Origin of the sequence: Streptomyces sp. WM6378, from assembly GCF_001279695.1 — a bacterium.
Taxonomy (GTDB): domain Bacteria; phylum Actinomycetota; class Actinomycetes; order Streptomycetales; family Streptomycetaceae; genus Streptomyces.
In genome coordinates this window covers 1-23037 of record NZ_LGDD01000297.1, presented here as the reverse complement: position 1 = coordinate 23037, position 23037 = coordinate 1, and the positions used below count along the sequence as shown (strand labels likewise).

Sequence of the window (23037 nt, the reverse complement as noted above, 5' to 3'; positions counted from 1 at the left end):
TCGTACCGGTGATCATCGGCCGTCGGCCATCGGCCTAGTACGAGTCGTGGCTCTGCCAGAACGACCAGGCGCCGCAGGGGCTGCCGTACCGCTCGTTCATGTAGTTCAGGCCCCACTTGATCTGGGTGGCCGGGTTGGTCTGCCAATCCGAGCCCACGGAGCTCATCTTGGAGCCGGGCAGCGCTTGGACGAGTCCGTAGGCAGTGCCGTTGGTGGCCTGGTAGTTCCAGCTCGACTCGTTGTTCACGATGTTGCTGAAGCACTGGAACTGGTCGGCGGGGATGATCTGACGTGCGATCGCCTGCACGTCGGAGATCGAGTACGAGCTCTGGACCTGGAAGGTGCTCCGGCTCGCCGAGCGGCTGGCGGTCTGGGTCTCCAGATCGCGGGCCTTGGCGTCCTTGTCTGCCTTGTCCTTGTCTGCCTTGGTTTTGTCGGCGGCGCTCTTCTTGGCCTTGGCGTCCTGGGCGGCTCGCAGGCGCGCCGCCTCTTCGGCGGACTTCTTCGCCGAGGCACTGGCCTGCGCCGACTGGGCGTCCGCCTGTTGCGTCAGGGATGCGGTCTGCACCTGGGCCTGCTGGCCGGCGGGTATGTCCGCGAGGAGCGTGCCATCGGCCGCGGCGGCCTCGAAGTTGTCGTTCGAAGTGGCAGCGGGGCCCGCCGCGGCGACGCCGACCACGGCGCCAACGGTGGTGACCGCAGTGGCAGACGCCACCGCGAATCCCCGGACCGAGATCCGGCTCACACGGTTTCCTTCCAGCTGTGTGCGCACGGTGACCTCGCGGACGCGATCGTGCCCCTGGCTTTCTCCTCCCAACTGCTGGTCACGGGAAGAACTGGCCCGATGGGCAACTCCCTTGCGGGAGACGCCACGTAGCGCTCGGGCGGCATGTGGCTCACCGATTGAGTTGCGCGGATCTCGGGGTGCCGTATGCGGGGCCTGACGGATGCAAGAGTCTGCTGGAAGTCGCCGCGAGGCAATTCCCCGCGGCGTGTGAAACCTCACACCCCATTTACCCCACCCGTTTCTCCCGTCGCCTATCCAAGGAGGAGTCGTCCGGCTATAGTCCCCGCGCCTACCCGACGGCGCCAACTGCCAGGTGCTGGTTGAGAACTGAAAGCGCTCCGGGATTTTGGTCGCGCGCGTCGCTAACGGCGCGGAGTCGGGGCGTTAGCGACACGTTGGCGGCTGGTGAAAGGGTCGGCACGGCGTCACAGACGCCGGTGAGTCACGTACGACACCGACTGGGGGCGTGTCAGTTGAGGTTTCCTTCCATGCCGCTGTAGAGCTCGGTGGCCTCGCAGAAGGCGAGACCGAGGTGTTCCGCCGTACCCATCGCCTCGTCGATCTTCCGTACGTCGAGGGCCGCCTCGCACTTCAACTCGTGACCGTGCCGGCCCAGTTGGGCGCGAGCGCCGGGTGTGGCACACCGCGCCCCCGCCGAACCGACCGGACGTGGAGCCTCCGGCGGGGCTGACGGCGTCATGGCGTCCCGGGCGGTGCGTTACAGCAACCCCCCGAGCGGCAGGACGCGTTCGGCGAGGCGGCCGCGGAGTCTTCCGCCGGTGGTGTCGGCTTCGGCGAGCCAGTCGGCGGCGACCAGCAGCTCGACGTGCTCGGCGACCCGGTCGGGGAGCAGGGTGCAGAACGTGGCGGGTCCGTTCAGGGGCATTCCGTCGTCCTCGGGGCGTCCGAGCCGTCCGTCGGGGCTGGTGTGGGCGGCCGTGTACACGGCGAGGAGCCGGGTGGTGGCGCCGAGCTTCTTCTTGCGGAGCTTCCGGTCGCCCACCGCCTTCTGGGCCCAGCCGGAGAGCTTCGAGCGGGTGGTCTTGCCGAAGGCGAACGGGCGGGGCCGCTCGGGCAGCAAGGCGGGGACGGTGATGGCGGTGGGGCTTTCGGGCTGGGAGGCCAGCGCGTCGGCGACCGTGCCGGGCAGGCGCAGCCAGTCGGCCGCGACCAGTTGGTCCAGCACGTGCTCGGCATCGCCTTGCAGCCAGCCGGTGAGGTCCTGGCCGGTGACGTTCCCGGTGCCGGCGCGCGCGGCTCGCAGGGTGAGCATGAGCACCGCGAGGCGGACCTCGGCCTCGGGGCGCGGGGCGTGGGCTTCGACGTACTCCAGCACGCTGCGGGCGTGCGCGGCCTGTTTCTGGGTCAGCAACCGCTGCACTACCGGCTCGTCGCCGTTTCCCGTGTTGCCGATGATCCGGCCGTCGCGGTTGTTCTGCATTTCCCGGGTGGTCTCCGCGGCCTTCTCGGCGCGCCTCGCTTCGTCGCGCAGGGAGCCGTCGCCACTGACGTCGGCCCAGAGGGCGAACGCTCGGGCCTTGCGCTCGTGGAGCTCGGCGAGGAGGGCGGGGTCGGGTTCGGCGCGCTGCTGATAGGCGCGGAACGCGTCACCCAGCTCGATGAGTTCGACCCGCAGGACGTCGGGCTGGAGGTCGTGCGGCACGGTCCGCTGCGCGATCTTCCCCCACTGCTTCCCCCGCCCGGACGCCGCGGCCGGCGTGGCGGCGCGGGCACGCGGGACCGGGGTTGGCCCGGTGGCCGGGGAGGACGACGTGCCGCCGGCGGGGGAGGGGCGGTGGTCGGAGAACAGCGCGGCCACACTGTCAACGGCTCTCGCCGTGTTGTCCGTCGGCTCCGGCTCCCGGGCCGCCCCACTGGTGGCCTGGCCCTGCCGAGCGGGTGGCGGAGCGGTGTCCAGGGCGCGGCAGTCGGGAATGGCGGCCGCGCAGCGCGCGCACATCTCCGCAATCCGCCACAGCCGCCCCGTACGGTCCGCGTACACCGTCAGGACCACCGGGCCCCCGCACCGCACCGTCCCCGCCACCGGCCGTGCCCCGCCCCGCCGTCCGGCGTCGGGGTCGGGCGTGTGCCAGGCGCAGTCAGCGGCGCGGCAGGCACACCACGCCTCACCCCGCGGACCGCCGCCCGCGCGGATGCGGGCCAGGTGCGCGTTGACGTGGCCGACCGCGGCCTTGCGCCCGGCAGCGGCGCCGTCGGGGAAGCGCTGATCGGCGCAGGCGGGGCGGGAGCAGGAAAGTCTTACCGTGCCGGCGGAAGGGCGCCCGTAGGGGTCCAGACGCACCGTCCACACCCGCCCCGCGACGCGCTCCTCCTGCCGTGCGCCGGCCTCCACCGTCATGTGCGTACTCCCAGCGTTACTTGATGGGTTGCCCCGGGCGGTCCCCATCATCGGGGATGGAGCCGAGCATCTCCGGGCGAAACGGAACTTCGGCCCCAGCGTGTCCCCCACCCGGGGATATCCGGCACCACATGACGAACTGTGTTATTGGCCGCCCGCTTCGGCTGAGTTCCATAACCAGCGGCGTCGTGCGTCGGCGGGTCGGGCGGCCGACGGCCGCAGGGGTAGTTACGGTGAATTAATTAATGTATTGTTAGTGATTATGGATGGGATGACACCGCCCACGGAGGACGCGGCCGAGCTTGCGGCGGCGCTCCGGCTGAGCGTGGGCCGTATCGCCCGGAAGGTGCGGGCGGCCAAGAGTGTGGTGGGGGACCTGGCTCTGTCGGAGGCGTCTGTGCTGGCTCGCCTTGACTCGTACGGCCCTGACTCTCCGGGGGCACTCGCCGAACTGGAGGGGGTACGTCCGCAGGCCATGGCGACCACGCTGGCCGCGTTGGAGGAGCGCGGTCTTGTGAGCCGCGGGCGACACGCCAGCGACCGTCGCCGCGCGGTCATCACGGTTACGGACGCGGGCCGCAGGATGACGGCCGACCGGCGCTCCGTATCCGTGCAGCGGATGGCCGCCGCCATCGACGAGGAGTTCACCCCCGCGGAGCGACGCGAACTCCTCGCGCTGCTTGCGCTGCTCGACCGGCTCGGGGAGCGACTGTGAACGCCCGGCGCCCGTCCGGGGCCGCCGAGCCCGTCCCGGGCGGGCGCTACAAGTGGGTCGCGCTGTCCAACACCACGATGGGCGTGCTGATCGCCACCATAGACAGCTCGATCGTGATCATCTCCCTGCCCGCCATCTTCCGCGGCATCGGCCTGGACCCGCTCGCCCCCGGGAACATCGGTTACCTGCTCTGGATGATGCTGGGCTACATCCTGGTCTCCGCGGTGCTCGTGGTCGCGCTCGGCCGCCTTGGCGACATGTTCGGCCGGGTTCGGATGTACAACGTGGGCTTCGCGATCTTCTCGTGCGCCTCACTCGCCCTGTCGCTCGATCCACTGAAAGGCGGCGCCGGAGCCCTCTGGCTGATCGGCTTCCGGGTCGTACAGGCCGTGGGCGGGGCCATGTTGACCGCGAACTCGGCGGCGATCCTCACCGATGCGTTCCCGGCCGAACAGCGCGGTATGGCGCTGGGCATCAACCAGATCACCGCGCTGGCTGGGCAGTTCCTCGGGCTGCTCGCCGGTGGTCTGCTCGCCGCCATCGACTGGCGCGCGGTGTTCTGGGTCAGCGTGCCGATCGGGGTGGTCGGCACCTTCTGGTCGTACCGCAGCCTGCGCGAGATCGGCTCCCGCAAGCCGGGCCGCATCGACTGGATCGGCAATCTCACCTTCAGCGCGGGCGCCGGTGCGCTCCTTGCCGCGATCACCTACGGCATCCAGCCCTACGGCGGCCGGTCGACCGGCTGGACCAACCCCTGGGTGCTCGGCGGGCTGGGCGTCGGGGTCGCGCTGCTCGCCGCGTTCTGTATCGCGGAGACGCGCATCGCCGAGCCGATGTTCCAACTCGGCCTGTTCCGTATCCGTGCGTTCGCCGCCGGAAACCTGGCCTCGCTCCTGACCTCGATCGCCCGTGGCGGCATGCAGTTCATGCTGATCATCTGGTTGCAGGGCATCTGGCTGCCGCTGCACGGCTACGACTTCGAACGCACGCCGCTGTGGGCCGGCATCTTCATGCTGCCGCTGACCGTCGGCTTCCTCATCGGGGGACCGACCTCCGGCTATCTGTCGGACCGCTTCGGCGCACGGCTGTTCTCCACCACCGGGCTGCTCCTCGTGGCCGCCGCGTTCGTCGGTCTGCTCGCCCTGCCGGTCGACTTCCCCTACCCGGCCTTCGCGGCCCTGTTGTTGCTCAGTGGTCTCGGCCAGGGAATGTTCTCCGCCCCGAACACCTCGGCGATCATGGGCAGTGTGCCGCCCGAGCAGCGCGGAGCGGCCTCCGGCATGCGCTCGACGTTCCAGAACTCGGGTACGGCACTGTCGATCGGGCTGTTCTTCTCGCTGATGATCTCCGGTCTCGCCGGGTCGCTTCCGCACGCGCTGAACAGCGGCTTGCAGGCCCAGGGCGTGCCCGCGAGCACCGCCGCGCAGGTGGCGGGACTGCCGCCGGTGAGCACGCTGTTCGCCACGTTCCTCGGCAACAACCCCATCAGCCACCTGCTCGGCCCCAGTGGCGTACTGCACACACTGCCCGCCCACAACGTGCAGACCCTGACCGGGACGCGCTTCTTCCCCCAGCTCGTCTCCGGGCCCTTCCACCAGGGGCTCGTCACGGTCTTCACCGTCGCCGCGGTGATGGCCCTGGTCGGCGCGGCAGCCTCGGCGCTGCGCGGCCGTCACGACAAGGCGGGATCGGACCGGCCGACCGACTCGGTGAAAGGCCGCCAACCCTCGCGGAAAGCGCCCTCCTCGTGAGCGCTGTCCGCCCCGGGGCGGACACCCGCAACCCGCTCTGCGAGCAGGGTGAACCGGTGGCTCAGGCGCGGGACTTGAGAGGTGGGGCGATCAGCTCTTCAGCGTGTAGAAGTGGATGGGTGTATTCGGCTTGAAGCCGATGCGGGGGTACACGGGCGCTCCGGCGGCGGTGGCGTGCAGGGTCGCGCGGGTCAGGCCGGTGGCCCGGGCTCCCTCGTAGAGGGCCTTCCTCGTCACCGCCTCGCCGTAGCCCCTGCGCTGCCACTGTGGGGCTGTGGCGACGAGTACGACGAAGAGGCGTCCCGCTGTCTCCACTGTTGCGGCGCACGCCACCGGAACGTCGCCCCGCATGGCCAGATAGGCGTGCACATCGCTCTTCCACAGCGGGGAGCCGACGAGTCCGTCGCGGCCGTCCTCCAACGGAAAGCCGTACGCACGCGAGTTGAGGTCCGCGTACGCCTGGAGCTGTTCGTCGGTGCTCACGCGCGCGAAGGTCAGTTCGGGATGGGCGGGTTCGGGGAGCGGGAGCAGGTCTCCGGCCATGCCGGTGCCGGGGAAGGCGTACTCGAGCCCCGCCCGCCCGGCCGCTCCCGCCAGCGCGGCACGCGCCCCCGCACCGAGGAGGTCCTCAAAGATCCAGAGGTAGCCCGGATGCTTCTTCGAGCGCATGATGTCCGCCGCCTCACCCAGGCGCCGCTCGGCGAGCCCCGCATCCGCGTCGACGTCGGTCAAAGTGAGGCAGTTCCAGAACGCGAAGCGGCAGTCGGCCCAACGCACGGCGATCCCACTCAAGTCCCTTACGTCCGCGCCCGCGTCACGGTCGCGCACCATGGCGCGCCAGGCCACGGCCAGCTGCTCCATCGATTCGATCGCATCCGAGGAATCCTGCACCGAGAGCTCCTTGGCTTGTCGAAGTCCGACCCAGGTACGTTGTGTGCCACGCGCTTGCCATCGATTGCCCGACGGGTGCTGCCCGACCAGCACGCGCAGCAGGCCGGACGCCGAGCGCCCCGCCCAGTCGGCCGAGCAGCATCTCGTCCATGGGTAGAGCATCCCGGCCCACCCCGTCCCGCGTCACCCATACCGGCAGGCTCCGAAGGGTTGCCCCGGCTTGAAGCGGCCAAGGGAGCCGGCGGGAGGACCGACGCCCCGGGCGATAGGCGGCCGAGTGAGTGTCAGACGGGTTTCCCTTTGGGGCTGTTGGTGGGGATGGCCGGAAGGTGAGCGGTGCGCGGAGCGCGGTTTCGGGCATGGTGATGGGGTGAAGAGGCTCAAGAGCGCTGTAGCAGTGCTCGTGTTCGCTGTTGTGGGTGCCGCGTCGTCCTGGACGTCAGCCTCCGCTTCCGCCCCGGTCCCGGTGCGAGCCGCAGCCGTACCGGCGGACGCGGCCGCGGTATCGGAGGTGGTCGCGCCTGGAGTCGGATACCGGGCGTTCACTGTGCGCACGTCGCACGGCAGCGCCCGGGTGCATGTGCTGACGGTGGATCTGGGCCGTCGGGGAGTGCAGGCCGGCCTGCTGTACGCAGGGGGTGTGGCCGCGCGCGAGAAGGTGTCCGTGATGGCTGCGCGACAGAGGGCGGTGGCTGCTGTCAACGGCGACTTCTTCGACATCGAGGAGTCGCAGCATCCCGGCGTGCAGGCGACCGGCGCGACCTCCGGTCCGGCGGTGCGGGATGGCGGGCCGCTGAAGGCCGCGGTCCCCGACGGGCAGCGATTCGGCTGGCCCCTGCCTCGGGGCGGCTCCACCGAAGACGTCTTCGGGGTCGGCGTCGACGGCATCGCCCGAACCGGCCGACTGACCCTGCGGGGCCACATCCGCACCGCCGCCCACGGGACCTTGCCCCTCGGTGGCCTCAACCAGTACGCCCTCCCCGTCGGTTCCATCGGGGCCTTCACCCCGCGCTGGGGTGCAACGTCCCGCGCCCGCGCCGTCTGCGGTACCGACGACGTCCGGGCCGCGCCCTGCACCCGGGACGCCTACGAGGTCACGGTCCGGCACGGAGTGGTCCGTTCCGTCTCGTCGACACCCGGGTCCGGGCGGATCCCGGAGGGCAGCGTCGTTCTGCTGGGCCGCGAGGCCGGAGCGAAAGCCCTGCGCGCACTGAAACCGGGGACGGCCGTGAAGGTGGACTACCGCCTTGTCTCCAGCGGCCGCGCATCGTTCGCCTTCGCTCTCGGCGCCCACCCGATCGTCGTGAGCGGCCGGCCGTTCCCCGGTCTGGACACGGTGGTTGCCGAACCGCGTTCGGCCATCGGGATCGCGCGGGGCGGCCACGTGATGCGCCTCCTGTCGACGGACGGCCGTGAAGGAACGTCCAGCGGGCTGACCGTGAGCGAGCTCGCCCGTCTTCTGGCCACCTTGGGGTGCGATGTGGGCGCCTACCTGGACGGCGGCGGATCCGCCACCTTGGCGACCCGGGACCACACCGGCCACCTCGTGGTGCGCAACGCCCTTGACCATGGCGAGGAACGCGCAGTCTCCAACGGCGTTGCCGTGTACTCCCGTTGAGACACCGGGGGTGTTGAGGGCAACCCCACGGGCAACTCGGCGGCGGGGGTGACAGCAGGGCGGCTTCCAAACGTCCCGCTGTCGTGGTCGGCTGCGGCGCCAATCGTCCGGCATCGGCCTGGTCCCGGCCGTAACGTGCCGATTTCGCGGAGACGTCCGTAATCGGCGCCGGTTGGACTTGTCAACCAAGCCCTGCGTTAGGATCGGCATCTTTCCGTAAATTCCAGGAGTGAAGCCACTGTGAGCGAGCAGCCGCAGCCGCCCATCCAGCCGCCCGGTCATGGCCACCCGAACCAGAATCCCGGCGCGACCGGCCAGGCAGGTCCCTACGGCCACCCGCGGGGTGGTTACCAGCAGGCGCCGGGGTATGCGCCTCCGCCCGGCTTCTATACGGGCGACCCCAATGCGCCCTACGGCTACGACCCTTACGGCCGCCCGTACTCGGACAAGTCGAAGATCGTCGCGGGAATCCTTCAGCTCACCCTGGGCTCGCTGGGTATCGGCCGGTTCTATGTCGGTTCGGTCGGTGTGGGCATCGCTCAGCTGCTCACCTGTGGCGGGCTCGGGGTCTGGGCGCTGATCGACGGGATCATGTATCTCGTCGGCGACGACTGCACGGACGACCGGGGCCGGATCCTGCGTGGCTGACTCGGTCCGGTCGGTGTCGGCGCGGAGCCGCCTGGCCCGGCATCCCGCGGTGGCACCCCTGACGGTGCTCGTCGTCGGCGTCGCAGGGGCCTGGTACTTGTGGGGCACTGACCCGCACGAAGGCGGACACCTGCTGCCCGCCTGCCCGTTCCGGCTCGTCACCGGACTGCTCTGCCCGGCCTGCGGCGGCACCCGCATGACGTACGACCTGATGCACGGTCACCTCGCCGAAGCCTGGCTGGACAACCGGGCCCTGCTGCTCGCCGCCCCGTTCGCGCTGGCCCTGTGGGGCCGCTGGACGTTGGAGGGGCTGAGGGGTCGGTCGTGGAGACCGGAGATCGCTCCGGCCCTCCACGTGCTGATCCTGCTCGCGGCGGTGGCCTGGGCGGTGCTGCGCAACGTCACTTGAGATGCCGCGGTCGGGAATCGATCACGGAAGAGGAGCCGTCGCTCCGAGCCGCTTCCGCTCCCGCTTGCCGCGCTCGTGTCCTTATGCGCCTTATATGCGGGTTATGATCGTTATGCATAGGGGGGACGGCCCACGGCTGCTCGTGGCCGCCGTGATCGAGTCAGTTGCGCGATGAGCGAGGTTCCTCCCTGGGCCGTCCGGGCAGTCCGCCCGGCTTGTCACACTTCTTCCCAGGAGCACCACCATGACCGTCCCCGCCGGCCCCGCCGCTCCCTTCGGCTACGACCCCCAGGGCCGTCCGTACTCGGACAAGTCGAAGATCGTCGCCGGAATCCTCCAGCTCTTCCTCGGCACGCTCGGCATAGGCCGGTTCTATGTCGGTTCGGTCGGTGTGGGTATCGCTTAGCTGCTCACCTGTGGCGGGCTCGGGTTCTGGGCGCTGATCGACGGGATCATCTACCTCGTCAGCAACGACCGCACCGACAAGGAGGGCCGCGTGCTGCGCGGCTGATGCCGTGTGGGCCGCCCGTCGGCCCCTGCGCCCGAGAGCCCCGACGACGCGGGGCCCTGTCGGAATCCGCCCTGTTGGATCTCATCCAGCGGGGCGGATCGCTGTGCTGAGTGAGGTGCGCGTCCGGGCGCGGCGCCGGGCCTGAGTCTTCGACCGTGGGTGTGACCAGTGGTCTCGTATGGTGGTGCCGCCGGTGAGGAATCCGGGGGATCGGAGTGGAAGCGGGGCTGACCGGGGGGTATCCGTTTACCGCCACTCGGCAACCAACCAGCCAGACTTTCCACGGCACTTGAGCGCCGCGTCACCTGCCCCCGGAACTGCCCTCACGATCGGGTCTTGAGGCCGTCCAGGATGAGGTCGAGCAGACGCTCGGCTCGTCCGCGTTGTTCGGGTTTGGCCGAGGTGAGGGCGATGCCTTCGAGGGCGGCGCTCATGTCGGCGGGGCTGATGTCGGTGCGGATCGTCCCGGCGGCCGCACACGCGTCCATGAGGGTGGTGATGGCGGCCTGGACCATGTCCCGGCTGTGGCCGTAGGGACTGTTTCCCTTGGCCGCGATGGCGCGCAAGGCATCGACCATGCCAGCCTTGGTCGTGACGTAGTCCAGGAAGAGGCGTGTCCAGTCGTGCAGGGCTTCGTAGGGCGGCTTTTGCGTGAGCAGGCCGGGCGCCGCGTCGCACAGCTGGGCCACCTCGTTGCGGTAGACCGCCTCGATCAGGGCCTCCCGGGTGGGGAAGTTGCGGTACAGGGTCGCGCTGCCCACGCCCGCCTCCTTGGCGATGTGCTCCAGGTGCGCGTCCAGCCCCTCCTCGGTCAACACGCGCACCGCGGCCGCGAGGATCTTGTCTCTGTTGCGCCGTGCGTCGGCTCGCAACGGGCGTTGTGCACTGCCGGCCATCAGCGGTCGCCACTCTCCTCTTCGTTTCCCTCTCACCTTGCTAAGTGGGGGAGCATCCACTTAGCTTTGACGTAAGTGGTGGCGCCCCCACTTTTATCGTAGGTCATGACCTGACCTGCGTTCATCCACCTTGGAGGGACATTGATCATGTCGGGTGTCGAGGGCAAGGTCGTAGCGATCACAGGTGCCAGCAGTGGTATCGGAGCGGCGACGGCGGCCTACCTCGCGGAGAAAGGTGCCCGGCTCGTGCTCGGGGCCCGGCGGGAGGATCGGCTGAACGCGGTGGTGGACCAGATCACGGCGCGGGGCGGCTCAGCCGTCGGCGCCGTCATCGACGTGACGCGCCGAGAGGATCTCAAGCGCCTGACGGACACGGCGGTCGACCAGTTCGGCCGACTCGATGTCCTGGTCTCCAACGCCGGCACGATGGCGGTGTCACCGTTCGACGAGCTGCGTCAGGACGACTGGGACGCCATGGTCGCCACCCATGTCACCGGCTTGCTGAACGGCATCGCGGCGGCACTTCCCATCTTTCGGCGGCAGCGCTCCGGCCAGTTCGTCAACGTCGCCTCCACCGCGGCCTACGTCGTGAAATCCCCGCAGGGCGTCTACGCGGCCACCAAGACGGCGGTGAAGGTGCTGACCGAGGGGCTGCGGCAGGAGTCGGGACCTCACCTGCGTGTCACCCTCGTCTCACCGGGGTTCACCAACACCGAAGGCGTGGGCAAGGGAGGGAGCCCCGAAGCGGCGGCGGCGATCGCCCAACAGCGCGACGAGATCGCCATCCCGCCCTCCGCCATCGCATCCGCGATCGGCTACGCGATCGAGCAGCCCGCCGGCATCGACATCAGTGAGATCGTCGTCCGGCCCACTGCGCAAGCCTGACATCCGGAAACGTCCGCCACGGAGCGGCCGCCCCCAGAAGTCGAAGCCGCGTGCCCGAGTTCCTCTGCCCCACGGGCTCGTCGCCATCGTCCTCGCACGCCGTACGACGGCCAGGAGGGCGGGCGGCCGCTTCAGCTGCCGTTGATGTCCGCCGTGCGCATGCTGCTGACCGCGTCACCGACGCTGTCGCGGTACAGCCCCAGCTTGGGGTGCTGGACGACGGTGGCTCCCTCGTTCATCGGGAAGTTGTGCGTCTCGGCGTTCGGGAAGCGCTGGTCCGCAAGGACGTTGATCTCGTCGATGCCGCCGTTGCTGCCCTTGGCGCCGTTGGGGTCGACATCGAGTACCGCGTAGACGGTGCGCCCCGCGTAGACCGGCATGGCGGGGGCGCCACCCAGACCGCTGGGCACGAGCGGGTGGATGTTGTGGGAGCGGTCCGCGCCGTTCTTCGAGCCGAGGTCGACCCTGGGGTAGTACGAGGAGAGGCCGCAGGCGGCCTTGCCGCGATTGGTCACGGCGATGACGTACTGGTCCGGGTTCGAGTCGAGCTCCTTCGTGCTGATCGAGAGCTGCCCGGCTGTGCACAGGTGCTTGTAGGCGTAGGAGTCGCTGGTGGCGTCCTTTCCGCCCGTCTTCGTGCCGGCGGTTCCGGACGCGTTGGTTGCGGAGGCGGATCCGCTTGCGCCGCCGGCCTTGGGGCCGCCGGAGCCACCGGGGCCGGGCGTCGCTGTGGCAGTCGCGGTGCCCGGGCTCGCGCCGCCGCTGGAAGGGCTTGCGGCCGCGTTGTCCGAGCCGCCTCCGCAGGCGGCCAGGGCCAGCGCCGCGCCGGTGGTGACGAGAGCGAGCGAGATCGTACGACGACGAACAGTCATGCTGGATTCTCCGTTTCGGTCTGTGTGTGACTCCACCGGACATCGGCACGCCCCGGCCGGACTCCGTGCGGTGCGCAGCTATTGCTGCACACCTCTGTACACGGGACACGAGGAAGCCGGGTTGCCCGGCCGATGTCACAACTGCCAGGACGGGCCGGTGACTTGAACCGGACACTCCGGATGGCGGAGGCGCGTGGTGTCCGAACGCCACGCCCTGGTGCGGCCCGTACGGGGCGCATACGAGGCCTTGCGGGCGACCGGCCCAGCCACAGCAACTGACGGTGTGTCAGTACTGGCGCAATGACGGCCACAGCACGGACCACGGTCGGTGCGCGCCAGTGCACAGCACCACCTCCCCGTGCTGTTCCTGGTTGTTGATGCCGAGGCCGTTGTCGGTGCGTGTGACGGTGTGGCAGTCGCTGAAGGGTTGTTCCAGGCGGTGTTGTCCGTCGGCCTGTTCGACGAGGAGGACGGGGCCGTCGGCACTGTCGGGGGGTGGGCCCCACTCGTAAAGGCTCATGTGGCCGGAGTACGCGGTGGGCAGGCCGTAGGCGGGGCCGTAACGGGCGAGGGCGCCCGCCTCGCCGTAGTTCGAAGTGAGCAGCGTGGCGTGGGTGCGCTGAGCGGTGGGGATCGACGTCCAGGCGGCTGCGACGGCACGCGTGAATCGGGGCCAGCCCACCTGCTCGCCCTGGTCGATGTCGACGGCGTTGGTCACCGCGACTGCAGAGACCGGCAGTACTGGCAGGGCGGCCAGGGCGCTGGTGGCCGCCGCCACGAGAAGGAGGGGCGCGAGGGTGCGCCAGGACCGGCGGGCTCGGCGTACGACGGGCTCGCAGCCGGCCGCCGTCACGGCGAGCAGGAGCGGGAGCGGGTAGTAGGGCTTGCCGCCGCCGACGAGCACCAGGACGCAGAGCACCGGGTAGGCGAGGGCGACTGGCCGGGCCCAGCGCAGCTCGTCGTCGCGGAGCAGCCGGCGCAGGCCCACTATCGCGACCGGAACGAGGATCGGGGAGAACTGGAGCAGTTGGAGGGGCACGAACAGCAGCCGTCCCGACACGCCGTCGACGTGGCTGAGGACGCGGGCCACCTTCACCTCGGGCCAGCCGTGCGTGGCCTGCCACCAGAGAGTGGGTGCGCTGATGAGGAGCGCGAGGAACAGCGCCAGCAGGGGTCCGAGCAGCAGCCGTGCGTCCCAGGGGCCGGGGCGCCGCGTGGCCTCGCGCCAGGGGCGGGCTGCCAGCAGGCCCACCAACAGTGCGAGGAGCAGCGAGAGGACGAGCTGCTTGTTCAGCAGCGTCGTCCCGATCGCCGCACCCAGGGCCGGCCACCAGCGGCTGTCGCGGGTCCGCAGCAGCCGCAGCGTCAGGAGCAGGACGCCCAGTTCGGCGGTCAGATCGAAGGTGCTGGTGGACAGCAAGTGGCCAATGGCCAGGACGTATCCCGAGCAGGCACAGCACCCGGCGGCGAAAGCCTGCGCGCCGCGGCCGGCTCCCAGCTCCCGGGCCAGCAGGGCGGTCAGCGCCACGGAGCATGCGGAGAGCAGTGCGGGTACGACCCGCAGACCTGTTGGGCTCGCGCCGAAGACGGCGGTGCCGGCCCGGGCGAGCAACGGGGTCAGCGGAGGCTGGTCGACGTAGCCCCAGGCCGGATGCCGGCCGGTGAGCAGGAAGTAGAGCTCGTCGCGGTGGAAGCCGTATCGCCCGGACAGTGCGACGAGCACGGCGAAGAGAACAGCCGCCACCAACGCGACCGGCCGTGCCGCGAACGAGTGCAGACCAAGCCGACCATCCCCCCGAATGTTCACCGCCGCAGTCTGGCAGCCCACGAGTGGCGCGGCCAAGGGGGACAAGAGCCGGGCCCCGCCCCCATTCCAAGACCGTTTACCGGGCGGCTCTATGGGCGTTGTGATCACAAGGCATGGGCCGTCGGGGGTGCCGCCTCTGGAGCAGGCCTCGACCCGATGTGGGCCGGCCGGGCCGCCGGGCGCAGCCACGCCGCGCCGTGCACGAACGCGTACGGTGTGGTGGTGGACATGGAGCGTGCCGTCACTCTCAACATCTGGGGCCGGGGCCCGGCTTGGCGCCGTCGGCTGCCCCTGGTCAGGGCCGAGCTCGTACGGCTCGCTCCCGACCTGGTCGGTCTGCAGGAGGTGTGGCGCAGGGGCTCGCGGTGCCAGGCGGAGCGGATCGCCGATGCCCTGGGCCATCACGTGACCTACGCGCCGGCCTGCTCGGCGCGCACCCGTGCCACCCAGGGCAATGCGCTGCTCAGCCGGGCGCCCGTCACACGGTACGAGGTGCTCCCGCTGCCGACTCCGGGTGTCGAGCCCCGGTCGGTGCTGTGCGCCGAGGTGGGTTCGACCACCGTGCTCGTCACGCATTTGACCTGGGAATGGGAGCACGCGCACATCAGGCAACAGCAGGTGCGGTTCCTCGCGGAACTCGTGGCGGGGCACGGGGGACGCGACGTCGTCCTCCTGGCCGACCTCAACGCGGCCCCGGACACAGCCGAGATCCGATGGCTGACCAGCCGCATGGAGGACGCGTGGGCGCGCGGCGGCCGCGGCTCGGGCCACACGTACACACCCGTCAACGTGCATGCGCGCAAAGCCCGCGAACCGGCGCGACGTATCGACTACATCCTCACGGCCGGACTCCGGGCAGCGCACGCCGAGTTGGCGTTCACCACCCCGTACCTCACCGCACGCGGCCCATTGTGGCCTTCCGACCATTTCGGCGTGGTCTGCGACCTCGCGTCCGGCCCGCACCCGTCGCCGGACAGGACAGCGCCAACCGAACGCTGAGGAGCGGGGAGCAACCGCGGCTTCGAGGCGATCGCTTTTCCTCGCCTGCCGAGTCATCCAGCCGGCCGTCCACCCCAGTGCCTCAATTCCCTTACAGGCAGCCGGAGTTGACGATTCGTCGGGGGTGTGGGTCCGGCGTCGGTGACATGTCGGGGGCTGTCGGTCCGATGTAGGTGAGGTCTGGCACCTTTCGAGAGGTCCTGCCGGGTGCCCACCCGGCGATGGTTTGGGAAGGGGATCTCTCATGCATGACGTAGTGATCGTGGGCGCCGGCCCGGTCGGTCTGTTCCTCGCCTGCGAGCTCGGCCTCGCGGGCTGCTCCGTCCTGGTACTCGAACGGGAACCGGAGCCCTGCTCCCCGGTCAAGACGAAGCCGTTCGGGATGAGGGGCCTGTCCGTCGCGTCGGTCGAGTCGTTCTACCGCCGCGGGATGTTGCATCGGCTGCGGACGGCATCGGGTGCCGGAGACGACTTCGCCGCGGGCCACGACGGGCACGAGCCGTCACCCCTGCGGGGCGTGGGCCATTTCGCCGGCATGGTGCTCGATCCGGCCCAAGTCGATGTCGCCGCCCTGCCCTACCGGCTTCCCAGCCCGGCGATGGACGGCATGCTCACCTACCTCGATGCGGTCGAGTCGCTGCTGTCCGAGCGGGCGGCGAAGCTGGGCGTGGAGATCAGGCGCGGCGTCACGGTCTCGGCCATCTCCCAGGACGACGAGTGCGCGGTCGCGCGAGCCGACGGGCACGAGTACGCGGCGCGCTGGGTCGTCGGCTGCGACGGCGGACGCAGTGCGGTGCGCGGGCTCGCGGGCTTCGAATTCGTCGGCACAGAGCCGCAGTTCACCGGCTACCTGATGCTCGGCACCCTCGCCGATCCCGACAAGCTGAGCCCCGGGATCAACCTGACGCCGACGGGCACGTACATCCGGATGGCCACCGAAGGACACATCGGCATGATGGACTTCGACGGCGGCGCGTTCGACCGCTCGCGGCAGCCGACCCGTGATCATCTCCAGGCCGTGCTGCGCCGCGTATCCGGCACCGACGTGACGCTGAGCGACGTCCAACTCGCCTCCAGCTTCACCGATCGGGCCATGCAGACGACGACCTACCGGCGCGGACGTGTGCTGCTCGCGGGCGACGCCGCCCACATCCACTCGCCCCTCGGAGGCCAGGGACTCAACACCGGCATCGGCGACGCCATGAACCTGGGCTGGAAGCTCGCGGCGACCGTGCACGGGTACGCGCCGGACGGGCTGCTCGACACGTACACCCGCGAACGCCATCCGATCGGTGCCCGGGTGCTCGACTGGTCGCGCGCCCAGGTGGCGGTCATGAGCCCCGACCCGCATGCCCGGGCGATCCAAGGAGTGGTTCGCGACCTGCTCGGAACCCGTGACGGAACGACCTACGCGTTCGAGAGGCTGTCGGGATCGTCGATCCGCTACGACCTCGGCGGCGAGCATCCACTGGTCGGCCGCAACGCCCCGGACCTCTGCCTCGACAACGGCACCCGCCTCGGCGACCTGATGCAGGACGGACGAGGCGTCGCGCTCGATTTCAGCGCCGACCGTCGCCTGCACCGTCCGGCGATGGGTTGGGAGAGCCGGATACGGTACGCGGCCGGGCCGGCGGGGAACGACCTCGGATTGGGCGCCGTGCTCGTCCGACCCGACGGGGTGGTGGCCTGGACAGGAGATCGCACCCCTGATCCCGAATCCTTTGAGCGGGCAGCCAGGAATTGGCTCGGTAGCCCGGAAATCTAAAGCAGCAATTCCTCTCCGGCTGGTCTGCTGCCCCCTTTCCCCTCCTCGTCCGATGTCAAGGAGCACACATGACGATCACACTCCGCCCCGGAAGCACCGTGATGTTCGCCGGGGATTCGATCACCGACTGCCAGCGGCTGGCGAGCGAAGACGGTCTCGGGTTCGGCTACCCGCTGCGCGACGCGGGCGAGTGGGGGCTCCGGCACCCCGACCGGCCCGTGAACTGGCTGAACACCGGGATCGCGGGCCAGAAGGTGATGGACCGGGCGAAGCCCAGGTGGGCCGGTGGGCGGGACGACCGTGTTCAGAGTGGCGACGCCCACGGCGGCGGGTGACGAATTCGCTCGGGACCCACCTGCTGGTGGACGGTGCGGGCGCGGCGTGGGTCCGAGTTGCGGCGCCCGCCACTCGGTGATCCCCTCTCCACCAAGACGCCCCACCCGCCCTGACCCACCCGGCGCTTAGGTCACCGATGCCACCCGAATCCCGATGGATCCGCATCCGCCAGCAGCTGTGGCACCCGCCCCGCCCTCACGGGGAGCAGCCCCGCGAACGGGTCGTCGGTCCCCTGGAGCTCTTCTACGACCTGGTCATGGTCGTCCTCGTCGCGCAGGCCGCCCACCATCTGGCGGGTCAGCTGACGTGGCGCGGCCTCGGCGAGTACGCCGTCGTATTCACGTTGATCTGGATCGCGTGGCTCAACGGCACGCTTCATCACGAGCTGCACGGCCGCGATGACGTCCGAGGCCGCACGACGTTCCTGCTCCAGATCCTCGTCCTCGTGCCGCTCGGCGCGTTCATCCCGGGGGTGGGCGGCTCGCTCGGGGCCGCGTTCGCCGTGACGGCCGGGGTGCTCTTCGCGTTTCTGGCGGTTCTGTGGGCCCTGGCTTCCCGCGGCGACCGCCCCGAGTACCGCCGGCTGTCCCGCCCGTACGTTGCGGGAACCGCCGCTTGCGCCGTCCTCCTCGTGGCGAGCACGTCGCTGCCGCAGCGGGCCCGCCTGCCGGCCTGGGGTGCGCTCGACGTCCTCTACCTCGCCGGTCTCGCCGTCATGATGCACACCGCGACGTCTCCCTCCGCCCAACGGGCAGCTCTCGCCATCACGGATGCCGTCATCGAGCGGTTCGGACTGCTGATCATCATCGTCCTCGGCGAGACGGTGACCGGAGTCGTCGACGGGCTGACCGAGGAGCACGGGGTCGACGCCCGGACCCTGACCGTGGGTCTCGTCGCGGTCCTCGTCGGGTTCGGGGCGTGGTGGACGTATTTCGACTACGCGGGCCACCGTCCGCCCGTGGCCACCCGTGCCGCCGCCGTCCGCTGGCTGTTCGCCCATCTTCCGCTGACCGCGGCGATCGCCGCGATGGGCGCCGCGATGGTCAGCCTCGTCGAGCATGCCCACGACACACGCACCCCGGCCGCCACCGCATGGCTGTTGAGCGCCACCTGCGCGACCGTCCTGGCCATCACCATGGTGGTGGCCACCACTCTGCGCGCCTGGCGCGAGGACCGGGCCCTGTATCGCCCGCTCGCCCTCACCAGTGCCGCGGCCGCCGCTGTGAGCCTCGCCCTCGGTGCGGCCCGCCCGGCCCCCCTGCCACTCGGACTGGGGCTGCTCGTTCTGCTGGGCATCCCCTGGGGCGTGGCCGTCGCCCGGCGCACCAGCGCGTAGTGGGGCTCCGCCACGAAGAGCGAGAACTGATGGTTCGTCAGCGAGGACGGCCATCCGGCCGGCCGCCTTGTCGAACGCCGAGGCCTAGTAGCCGCCCAGGAGGGTCCGTACCCTGCGCAGGGTTTCCGGGCCGGCCGAGCTGTGTCAGCGCGACGGGTCGGCGGGGCGTCGTCCCCAGAGCAGCAGGACGCGGGTGGCCGGGTATCCCGATCGGCCGGACCGTCAAACCCTTGAGGCCGAACGGCGCCCGGTCGGGCGACCGCCTTCACGAAGCCCCAGCCCCGGCACCACCGGCCTGCGACGGACCAACCTCCGTACGGACAAGCGATGTGATCACTCGATCGTGAGTTCTTCCGGTCATGGATCGGGTGCGACGCGATCCTGGGGAGGGCGGCGCATGACGGCGCCGCTCCGGGCGTGATGTGGGTGGGGGGACGGATGGCGCGCGAAGCGGGACGACGCGGGGGCCTGGACGAGCAGGCGGTGTTGCTGGCGGCCGGGCTGGCCGATCTGGCGGTGAGCACACTGGGTGCGGCGCTGGGGACGGTGCGGGGGCTGCTGCGCCGCTCGGACGCCGCGGAGCTGGCGGCGCAGGCCGAGCACGATCTGATGGCGCGTGGGCGCCTGGTGGTTGACCGGTACGCGGCTGTCCCCCCGGCCCATCTGGAAATCCTCGCCCGCCATGCCCTGGCCCGGGCCGCCGATGACGTCTGACCGGTGGGAGCCGGCCGCGTTCAAGGCCCGCGTCGACGAGGTGGTGCACCGCTTCGTCGCCCAGGAGGCCGAGCAACTGTCGGCGATCGATGCCCTGTTGGGCCCGGTGGCCGGCCAGTTGGAGGCCGCGGTCGCCGACGGGAAACGGCTGCGCGCGGCGTTCTGCTACTGGGGCTGGCGCGCGGTGGGACAGCCGGACAGCGACGCGCTGGTGCGGGCGGCCGCCTCGATGGAGTTGGTGCATGCCGCCGCGGTGGTGCACGACGACCTCGTCGACGACAGTGCGCTGCGGCACGGCCGGCCCACGGCGCACATCGCGTTACGTGGTGCCGTACGCCGTCGGCCGCGTGCCGTCGCCGCCGCCAGGTCGCTCGCGATGCTGGTGGGGGACCTGCTGATGTCACTGGCCGGGCAGCTGTTCGCCACCAGTGGTCTGCCCGCCGCGTACCTGGCGCGAGCCCGCCCGTTGTGGTCGGTGCTCGCCCGGGAGCTGATCGCGGGGGAGTGCCTGGAGATCCTGCGTACCGGGGCCGATCCGGACACCACGGCGTCGCTGAAGGTGATCAGGTACAAGACCGCCAAGTACACGGTCGAGCAGCCCCTGTTGATCGGCGGAGCTCTGGCGGGGGCAGGCGAGCGGCTGCGCGTCGGCTACTCGGCGTACGGGCTTCCGCTGGGCGAGGCCTTCCAGCTCCGGGACGATCTGCTCGGCCTGTTCGGGGACCCGGGACGCACCGGCAAGGCCAACGCCGACGACGTACGCGGTCACCGGCCCACGGCCCTGCTCGCCGAGACCTGGCGGCTCGCGGCGGACGACGAGCGGAAGCGATTGGGCGCTCTCCTCGGCCGCCGTGACCCGGGGACGGACGGGTTGGACGAGATCCGCGAGCTGATGTGCCGGCTGAAGGCTCCCGACCGTATCGAAGCCATGATCACCGCGCGGGTCGAGGAGGCCCTCGGGGTTCTGCACGACCTGAACACACCCGCGCCCGCCACCGCTGCCCTGACCGAGCTGGCGCGTTCGGCGGCGGTCCGCCTGTCCTGACCCGGTATGGCGAGGTCAGGCGTGCCACCGGCCGCAGTCCCCGCCCGTCGCCGGATGACCCGTGGATGACCTGTGGATGACAAGGAGCCCTGTCGTGACCTACACCGAGGCATCAATGGACGCGCTGCGGGGGGCCGGTGACGAACTCGCCGACGCCACGGTCGCCGCCCTCTTCGAACGGGGGGAGGTGGGCAAGTTCAACACCCTGATGCGGTACGTCTCCACCGCCGGCGCTCCCTTGCCGGACGGGCTGCCCGATGTGGCTCGGGAATACCTCCAGGCCACGAGTGTGCCGCCGTCCTGGGTGGACTGGGGTGAGATGGAGAAGGCCCGGCTGTTCTTCATCGACAACGACGTGCACATCTCCACCGCCCTGTCCTTCGCCTCGATGCCCGCGTGCTACGTCGTCCCGCACGTGGCGAAACTGCTGTCAGCCACCCACGGGCTGAAGTACCCCTCCAAACGGATGGCGGAGACAGGTCAGTTCACGGTCTACCTGATGCGGCCCGACGCCTTCGAGGCCGGCAGTCGCTTCATCCCCGCCGCCCAGAAGGTCCGCCTCCTGCACGCCTCCATCCGTCACCATCTGCGGCGCGAGAACCGCTGGGACACCGAGGTGTACGGAACGCCGATCTGTCAGGAGGACATGATCGGCGGGCAGATGTTCTTCTCCCTGCTGGTCCTGGACAGCCTGCACCGCCTCGGCATCCACATGTCGACGGAAGGCGCGGAAGCGTACTACTACGCCTGGCGCGTGGTCGGTGCCATGCTCGGCGTCGACCAGGAGGCCTGCCCCAAGTCCCTTGAGGAAGCACGCCAGTTCCTGGACCTGTACATGGTCCGGCACATGGGGCCGTCCGACGAAGGAGCTCACCTCACCCGGCAACTCATCGACCTCTACGAGGAGATCGTGCCCGGGACCTTCTTCGACCCGATCGTCTCCGCACTCATCCGCCACCTCGTCGGCGACACGTGCGCCGACTGGCTCCAGGTACCGCGCACCCGGTGGGACACCCTGGTCAAAGCCGTGCCCCACCTCCTCGGCGTACTGGAGACCATCGAAGACCGTTCCCCGTTGGGGGCCTGGGCGCTGGACCGCCTCGGCCACCTCACCGCCGTCCTCGAACTGTCCTCCCTCACCCGCGGCCGCGTCATGCACTACGCCATCCCCGAACAGCTCAAGAAGGACTACGGCATCACCGGCACGCTGCCCCGCACCCACCGGTGGACCCCGCCGGCCGCCACGGTCTCCGAGTGACCGGAGGCAACGCCGCTTGTCAGGAAGTTCGCGGAGGCCGGTGATTTCGCGTTTCGCGGGCGTAGCGAAAATCGCTTCCCGGCACTGGGGTTCCTCGCTCCGATGCGGTTCGCGGCGCCGGCATCCGTGCCGCGGATCCTGGCGCTCGGGGCGGCCCCGTGCCAACACCGGCAGACTGACTCGTGTGTCCGGTCGGCCCCTCCGGCGACGAGGTCGCTCGGCGGATCGTCGCCTCCGGCAGCGGCATCCCGATCCTCATGCTCACCGCTGCCGACGGCATCGACGACAAGGCTTTCGGGTTCGGGCTCGGCGCCGACGACTACCTCATCAAACCGTTCGAGCTGCGGGAGCTCGTCCTGCGGCTGCGGGCGCTCGACCGCAGCCGCGCGCACGCCCGGCCCCCTGTCCGCGAGCTCGGGGGCCTGCGGGTCGACCCTTTCCGCCGGGAGGTCTTCCGCGACGGACGCCACGTCGCGCTCACCCGCAAACCGTTCGCCGTCCTCGAAGTCCTCGTCGCCGCCGAGGGCGGGGTCGTCAGCGCGGAAGAGCTGCTTGGACGGGCCTGGGACGAGAACGCCGACCCCTGACCAACGCCGTGCGCATCACCGTCTCCGCGCTGCGCAAGCGCCTCGGCGAACCATGGAACGGAACGCGTACGCACCGACGCGCACGCCGGCGTCGGCCTCGGCGATCGTGCACAGCATCGTCCGCGCCCACGACGGGACCCTCGACCTCGTCCCCCGCTCTGCCGGCGGTCTCCTCGTCACGGTCCGGCTTCCACCGCACGCCGTAGACCATCCCCGGTCAACTGGTCGACGGCTACCGGGAGGTGAGCCACGGAGCCCCCTGTTATGGTGCGCCGATGTCATCGATCAAGAAGTTTCAAGTCACCTTCGACTGCGCGGACCCTGAGCGCGTCGCTCGTTTCTGGTGCGAGGTGCTGGGGTACGTCGTACCGTCGCCGCCGGACGGGTTTGACACGTGGGACGACTACAACCGCTCGCTGTCACCTGAGAATCAGCGTTCTTGGTTTGCCTGTATGGATCCTTCGGGTCAGGGTCCGCGTATGTACTTCCAGCGCGTTCCCGAAGGGAAGGTCGCCAAGAACCGGGTGCATCTCGACGTGCGGGTCGGCACCGGGCTCGTGGGCGAAGAGCGCCTGGCCGTGCTTGAGGCCGAATGCGCACGACTGATCGCGCTCGGCGCGGTATGCGTGCAAGTGCTGCGCGCCGATGAGGAAAACGAGTCGTGCATCTCCATGCAGGACATCGAGGGCAACGAGTTCTGTCTCGACTGAGTCTCGACTGACATGAGTTATCTCGACGCCGAGGGATATCTCTATCTCGTCGACCGTGCCAAGGACATCATCGTCACCGGCAGCACCAGCGACAACGTCTACTCCCGCGTCCTGGAGGACTTCCTGCTCACCCTCCCC

The 23037-nt window shown here is 70.2% G+C and carries 21 protein-coding genes and 2 pseudogenes; 16 read left to right on the top strand and 7 right to left on the bottom strand.

Annotation, left to right across the window (positions count from 1 at the left end; translation table 11 throughout):
• Positions 1-34: 34 nt before the first annotated feature.
• The 3 genes from ADK54_RS25510 to ADK54_RS25505 all read right to left on the bottom strand — a co-directional run bounded on the left by ADK54_RS25510 (position 35) and on the right by ADK54_RS25505 (position 3146).
• Positions 35-745 (bottom strand): transglycosylase SLT domain-containing protein, encoded by a 711-nt coding sequence (locus ADK54_RS25510; RefSeq protein WP_053728044.1) that lies wholly within the window; start codon positions 743-745, stop codon positions 35-37.
• A 511-nt stretch (positions 746-1256) separates the two neighbouring features.
• A complete protein-coding gene (locus ADK54_RS48320; RefSeq protein ID WP_267887035.1) occupies positions 1257-1382 on the bottom strand; it encodes a hypothetical protein in 126 nt (41 codons plus the stop codon).
• A 123-nt stretch (positions 1383-1505) separates the two neighbouring features.
• Positions 1506-3146 carry a hypothetical protein gene (locus tag ADK54_RS25505; RefSeq protein ID WP_053728043.1) on the bottom strand — a complete coding sequence of 547 codons (1641 nt, stop codon included), beginning with the start codon at positions 3144-3146 and terminating at the stop codon, positions 1506-1508.
• Positions 3147-3417: 271 nt separating this feature from the next.
• Here ADK54_RS25505 and ADK54_RS25500 point away from each other — a divergent pair, with 271 nt between their 5' ends.
• Positions 3418-3861, top strand: a complete 444-nt coding sequence (locus ADK54_RS25500; protein WP_063802050.1) for a MarR family winged helix-turn-helix transcriptional regulator — start codon at positions 3418-3420, stop codon at positions 3859-3861.
• A 77-nt stretch (positions 3862-3938) separates the two neighbouring features.
• Complete coding sequence (locus ADK54_RS25495) at positions 3939-5612, top strand: MFS transporter (protein WP_053728088.1); 1674 nt, start codon at positions 3939-3941, stop codon at positions 5610-5612.
• Between the two features lie 90 nt (positions 5613-5702).
• Here ADK54_RS25495 and ADK54_RS25490 read toward each other — a convergent pair whose 3' ends face one another.
• Positions 5703-6473 carry a GNAT family N-acetyltransferase gene (locus ADK54_RS25490; RefSeq protein ID WP_053728087.1) on the bottom strand — a complete coding sequence of 257 codons (771 nt, stop codon included), beginning with the start codon at positions 6471-6473 and terminating at the stop codon, positions 5703-5705.
• Between the two features lie 697 nt (positions 6474-7170).
• Between ADK54_RS25490 and ADK54_RS25485 the strand changes: the two genes are divergently transcribed.
• The 4 genes and pseudogenes from ADK54_RS25485 to ADK54_RS25470 all read left to right on the top strand — a co-directional run bounded on the left by ADK54_RS25485 (position 7171) and on the right by ADK54_RS25470 (position 9689).
• The gene (locus tag ADK54_RS25485) at positions 7171-8121 is read left to right on the top strand and encodes a phosphodiester glycosidase family protein (protein WP_234392199.1); all 951 of its coding nucleotides are present in this window, start codon (positions 7171-7173) and stop codon (positions 8119-8121) included.
• Between the two features lie 240 nt (positions 8122-8361).
• Positions 8362-8769 (top strand): TM2 domain-containing protein, encoded by a 408-nt coding sequence (locus tag ADK54_RS25480; RefSeq protein ID WP_053728041.1) that lies wholly within the window; start codon positions 8362-8364, stop codon positions 8767-8769.
• Positions 8762-9178 (top strand): DUF2752 domain-containing protein, encoded by a 417-nt coding sequence (locus ADK54_RS25475; protein ID WP_078966610.1) that lies wholly within the window; start codon positions 8762-8764, stop codon positions 9176-9178. The genes ADK54_RS25480 and ADK54_RS25475 overlap by 8 nt, the downstream gene beginning before the upstream one ends.
• A gap of 244 nt (positions 9179-9422) precedes the next feature.
• Positions 9423-9689 (top strand): annotated as a pseudogene (locus ADK54_RS25470) (TM2 domain-containing protein).
• Between the two features lie 323 nt (positions 9690-10012).
• Here the strand turns inward: ADK54_RS25470 and ADK54_RS25465 are convergent.
• The gene (locus ADK54_RS25465; protein ID WP_053728040.1) at positions 10013-10585 is read right to left on the bottom strand and encodes a TetR/AcrR family transcriptional regulator; all 573 of its coding nucleotides are present in this window, start codon (positions 10583-10585) and stop codon (positions 10013-10015) included.
• Positions 10586-10732: 147 nt separating this feature from the next.
• Here ADK54_RS25465 and ADK54_RS25460 point away from each other — a divergent pair, with 147 nt between their 5' ends.
• On the top strand, positions 10733-11470 hold the full coding sequence (locus tag ADK54_RS25460; RefSeq protein ID WP_053728039.1) for an SDR family oxidoreductase: 738 nt from the start codon (positions 10733-10735) through the stop codon (positions 11468-11470).
• A gap of 131 nt (positions 11471-11601) precedes the next feature.
• Here the strand turns inward: ADK54_RS25460 and ADK54_RS25455 are convergent, their stop codons facing one another.
• Positions 11602-12342, bottom strand: a complete 741-nt coding sequence (locus tag ADK54_RS25455) for a hypothetical protein (protein ID WP_053728038.1) — start codon at positions 12340-12342, stop codon at positions 11602-11604.
• A 286-nt stretch (positions 12343-12628) separates the two neighbouring features.
• Positions 12629-14149: an ArnT family glycosyltransferase gene (locus tag ADK54_RS25450; protein ID WP_234392198.1), complete on the bottom strand. Its 1521-nt coding sequence runs from the start codon at positions 14147-14149 to the stop codon at positions 12629-12631.
• A gap of 228 nt (positions 14150-14377) precedes the next feature.
• Between ADK54_RS25450 and ADK54_RS25445 the strand changes: the two genes are divergently transcribed.
• The 9 genes and pseudogenes from ADK54_RS25445 to ADK54_RS25405 all read left to right on the top strand — a co-directional run bounded on the left by ADK54_RS25445 (position 14378) and on the right by ADK54_RS25405 (position 22899).
• Positions 14378-15148 carry an endonuclease/exonuclease/phosphatase family protein gene (locus tag ADK54_RS25445; protein ID WP_234392201.1) on the top strand — a complete coding sequence of 257 codons (771 nt, stop codon included), beginning with the start codon at positions 14378-14380 and terminating at the stop codon, positions 15146-15148.
• Positions 15149-15392: 244 nt separating this feature from the next.
• A complete protein-coding gene (locus ADK54_RS25440; RefSeq protein WP_053728036.1) occupies positions 15393-16913 on the top strand; it encodes an FAD-dependent monooxygenase in 1521 nt (506 codons plus the stop codon).
• 68 nt (positions 16914-16981) lie between these two features.
• Positions 16982-17248, top strand: coding sequence for a hypothetical protein (locus ADK54_RS25435; protein WP_053728035.1), 267 nt, complete (start codon positions 16982-16984; stop codon positions 17246-17248).
• A gap of 137 nt (positions 17249-17385) precedes the next feature.
• Positions 17386-18585 carry a low temperature requirement protein A gene (locus ADK54_RS25430; protein WP_053728034.1) on the top strand — a complete coding sequence of 400 codons (1200 nt, stop codon included), beginning with the start codon at positions 17386-17388 and terminating at the stop codon, positions 18583-18585.
• Positions 18586-19023: 438 nt separating this feature from the next.
• Positions 19024-19299 carry a hypothetical protein gene (locus ADK54_RS25425; RefSeq protein WP_053728084.1) on the top strand — a complete coding sequence of 92 codons (276 nt, stop codon included), beginning with the start codon at positions 19024-19026 and terminating at the stop codon, positions 19297-19299.
• Positions 19289-20344, top strand: a complete 1056-nt coding sequence (locus ADK54_RS25420; RefSeq protein WP_053728083.1) for a polyprenyl synthetase family protein — start codon at positions 19289-19291, stop codon at positions 20342-20344. Before ADK54_RS25425 ends, ADK54_RS25420 begins: the two co-directional genes overlap by 11 nt.
• A gap of 94 nt (positions 20345-20438) precedes the next feature.
• Positions 20439-21602, top strand: coding sequence for an oxygenase MpaB family protein (locus ADK54_RS25415; RefSeq protein WP_053728033.1), 1164 nt, complete (start codon positions 20439-20441; stop codon positions 21600-21602).
• Between the two features lie 194 nt (positions 21603-21796).
• Positions 21797-22242: pseudogene (locus ADK54_RS25410) on the top strand (response regulator transcription factor); the annotation flags it as partial.
• A 222-nt stretch (positions 22243-22464) separates the two neighbouring features.
• On the top strand, positions 22465-22899 hold the full coding sequence (locus ADK54_RS25405; protein WP_053728032.1) for a VOC family protein: 435 nt from the start codon (positions 22465-22467) through the stop codon (positions 22897-22899).
• Positions 22900-23037 lie beyond the last annotated feature (138 nt).